This is a genomic window from Vulcanococcus limneticus LL (genome assembly GCF_002252705.1).
Lineage (GTDB): Bacteria > Cyanobacteriota > Cyanobacteriia > PCC-6307 > Cyanobiaceae > Vulcanococcus > Vulcanococcus limneticus.
The window spans coordinates 1-2836 of sequence record NZ_NQLA01000106.1 but is presented as its reverse complement, the minus strand read 5'-3'; the positions used below and the strand labels follow the sequence as shown (position 1 = coordinate 2836).

Annotated in this window: 3 protein-coding genes; all 3 read left to right on the top strand. The window is 59.7% G+C overall.

Annotated elements, in window-relative coordinates; translation table 11 throughout:
• Positions 1 to 248 precede the first annotated feature (248 nt).
• The 3 genes from CJZ98_RS18620 to CJZ98_RS18930 all read left to right on the top strand — a co-directional run bounded on the left by CJZ98_RS18620 (position 249) and on the right by CJZ98_RS18930 (position 2325).
• Positions 249 to 584, top strand: a complete 336-nt coding sequence (locus tag CJZ98_RS18620; RefSeq protein ID WP_157911088.1) for a hypothetical protein — start codon at positions 249 to 251, stop codon at positions 582 to 584.
• 28 nt (positions 585 to 612) lie between these two features.
• Positions 613 to 1407, top strand: coding sequence for a DUF1350 family protein (locus CJZ98_RS18075; RefSeq protein ID WP_157911087.1), 795 nt, complete (start codon positions 613 to 615; stop codon positions 1405 to 1407).
• 771 nt (positions 1408 to 2178) lie between these two features.
• Positions 2179 to 2325, top strand: a complete 147-nt coding sequence (locus tag CJZ98_RS18930) for a hypothetical protein (RefSeq protein WP_198537963.1) — start codon at positions 2179 to 2181, stop codon at positions 2323 to 2325.
• Positions 2326 to 2836: the final 511 nt, after the last annotated feature.

Below are 2836 nucleotides of genomic sequence, written 5' to 3'. Positions count from 1 at the left end.
CCTGGAGCGTCTTGCGGCCACTGATCGCCTCCATGGCGACCTTGGCCTTGAACTCGGGGCTATGGGTGCGGCGTTTGCTCATGGGTGGGAGCCCCCTGTCAGGGGCGGTGCCCCGCCTCACAGGTTAACGATGGAGCCTGTCCAGAAAACCCAGACCACCTCAGACGGATAAGATCCTTACTACCCTTGACACCACCGGGGTTAATGGTCCGGTTAGCACCACCCTGGAGGCCACAGGAGACAACCGCTTGCCGAGCAATCAACGGCCTATCGACAGCCTTGCCATCGATGCAGATGTTCGCAAGACACGCTTTAGTATCCCTTTGAATGGCAATGACACAGGGCTGTTCATCCTCCAGCCCAAAGCGCTTCAATCGGAACTACGTGCTGAAAAGAACTACGAGTTGCGCGGCTACGTGGAAGTGTTCCTGAGTTCAGTCTCCACCCCCACATCTGTCGATCTACTGGTTACAGCTGAGCATCGCGGCACCTTCTTCAACGCTGATGCCAGTAAGCTCGGAGAGTTGGCCTATGCACTCCCCTTGGCTAGCGGGGGTTCACTTCTCTCCCTTAGCCGGTCTTGAGCGGACTGGGTCAATGCACTCTGCTCGCTTGGCCACCAGCAAACTGTTATTGGCTCCCGAGCAGAAGGGGGTCATCCAGTTCATCGGCAGCTTTCTGTTCGGTTCGTTTCCCCAGCAGGCCTATGCTCCCCTGCTTGGCCTGCTGCGTGACCAGGGCTACTCCATAGTCCTCTATCGATTTCCACTCAACCCGCTTCAGTTCAATCACTGGGAGGTGGCGATCGGTTTATACCGAGAGCAGCTTAAGATCCGAGCTCTGCTGAGTAGCTATGGTGAACCACCCGCCTTCTCTTGGCTAGGTCACAGTCTTGGCTGTAAGTTCATTGTTCTGCTTGAAGTTCTCAGTCATGCACCTCTGCGGCGTCAAGAGCTGCTTCGGACTGTGCTTGGCGCAGCCGCAGCGTCGGAGCTTCTCAGGCAAATCGAGTCAAGTTGGCCCGCTCCACCTTTCATTCGCGATCAACCATCCGTATTCCTGGCTCCGGAGATCAGCAACACTGTGCGGCTGTTGCGCTCGAGCTGGAGGCTCCGCAGTCCAGGAACACGGCCCAATCAGCTCCAGACAGAGGAGTTGATCAAAGGAAGCCCCGAATTGTTCAACCTCACAGGTCTGGTGCGGTTCCGCTCAGATTCTATTGCAGAGGACGACGTCTCGTTTCTGGAGGCACAGCTGGCCTATCGGCAGCCATACCCACCCCTGGTTCAAGATCTTGAAGGATGGCACTTTGAGCCGCTTGGCCTCCATGTGGAAACACTGAGTCGTACTATCGTGTCGGGCCTCGAACTACTTCGGAGCAGGATTACTCCCAATCTCACACTGTAACTTGCCTGATCTTTGGCTTGCCCTGGACCCGGGTTGCTAAGAATGCTGCTTCCCTTCGAAACCCGTAGTGGGGCTTTCATTTCAAGCACAAGTCTACTGCGGCAACCACAAACTGGAAGCCCAGCTCCAATCACCAGCAACCTGGAGATCACCGGCCCTGGTGGTTTCACTCATCGCTGAGCTCATCCGCCAGGGCCAGCACGTTTCCCGTAACGACTCGTACTCCGGGAGCAGTGCATCCCGCTCTGGCGATAGCGGAGTGGTGGTTTCCTGAATCCGCCGCCTCAGGGCCTGGAGTTCTGCTCGCAGTACCTGGAGGCCAGCTGCCCGGTTGTCGTGGCTCACCACCTCGCGCTGGGCCAGGTCGTGGAGACACGCCAGGTCTTCGCCCAGACCTCCGTCGTCATCTGGGCGGTGCCGATAGTCGGTGAGTCGGTCACTGACGCCGGATGCACTCACCCTGCTTGCCTGCATTGAATGGGTTCTGAAGGGCTTGTGCACACGTTGGCATCTTCGAGCAATGGCCGACTGCTCCAGGGCACCTGCAGGTTCTTCATGGCCTGACCACCCGCCTCACCTTGCTTGCCCTCGCGGTCTCTGTGCACCCTGAGGCTCTGCACAAAGGGGTAGTGCACTGCTGGGGGACCTACTGAACGCGTGGGAGTTGTGTGAGCAGGATCTGGGCACCCTGCCCCTGGCTCAGCGGATCCTTAAGAGGTTTTCTGTTCCTCCTCCCCTTCCGCCAAGCCCCCTTTGCCCCGTTGGGGCTTCATGACTGATGAAGCCAAGGCGCTCACCAAGCGCACCGTGGTCTCTGCGGCGGTCGTGCTGGTGGTCCTGCTGATCTTCCGGGCCCTGCTGGCTTTGGTGTTGCTGGGCCTGGCGGGGTGGTGGGTGTGGAAGGTGGTCAGCGACTAGGCCCTCCACCCCTTCTCCCGTCACCTCATAAAAAAGCGGACCCGTCCAGGACCGCTCGATGACCACCGACACTCTATGAAGTTCTGTGACACCAGCGTGGATCGGGCCGTCTCGGCCTTGATCAGTCCAGGGGCCTGCGGAGCTGACCCTCGGTCATCGGTCGTGCCAGCTCACGCTTTCTCAGGGTGCGGCTGACCCACCAGAGCTGCAGACCAGCAAATGCCTGGTTGCCCAGGCCCAGTTGGAGGGTGCCCGAGTTCAGGCGCTCCAGTCCACCGTCTGTTGATCCTTTGCCCAGATCCGCTCCAGCGACTTCCGGAAGCCTTCGGTGCCGGTGGGCGTACCCAGCAGGGGCCGAGGCATCAAGACCCGGATCCGCCAGGTCTTGACCCCAGCGGCGGCGGCAAAGAGCGCCTAGGAGGCTGCTGAAATAGCCGCCCAGACCCGCGCCGCATTGCTGTTGCCGCTCCTGCCGTGGCCGGTACCTGTCATCTGGGGCTCTTGATCAGCA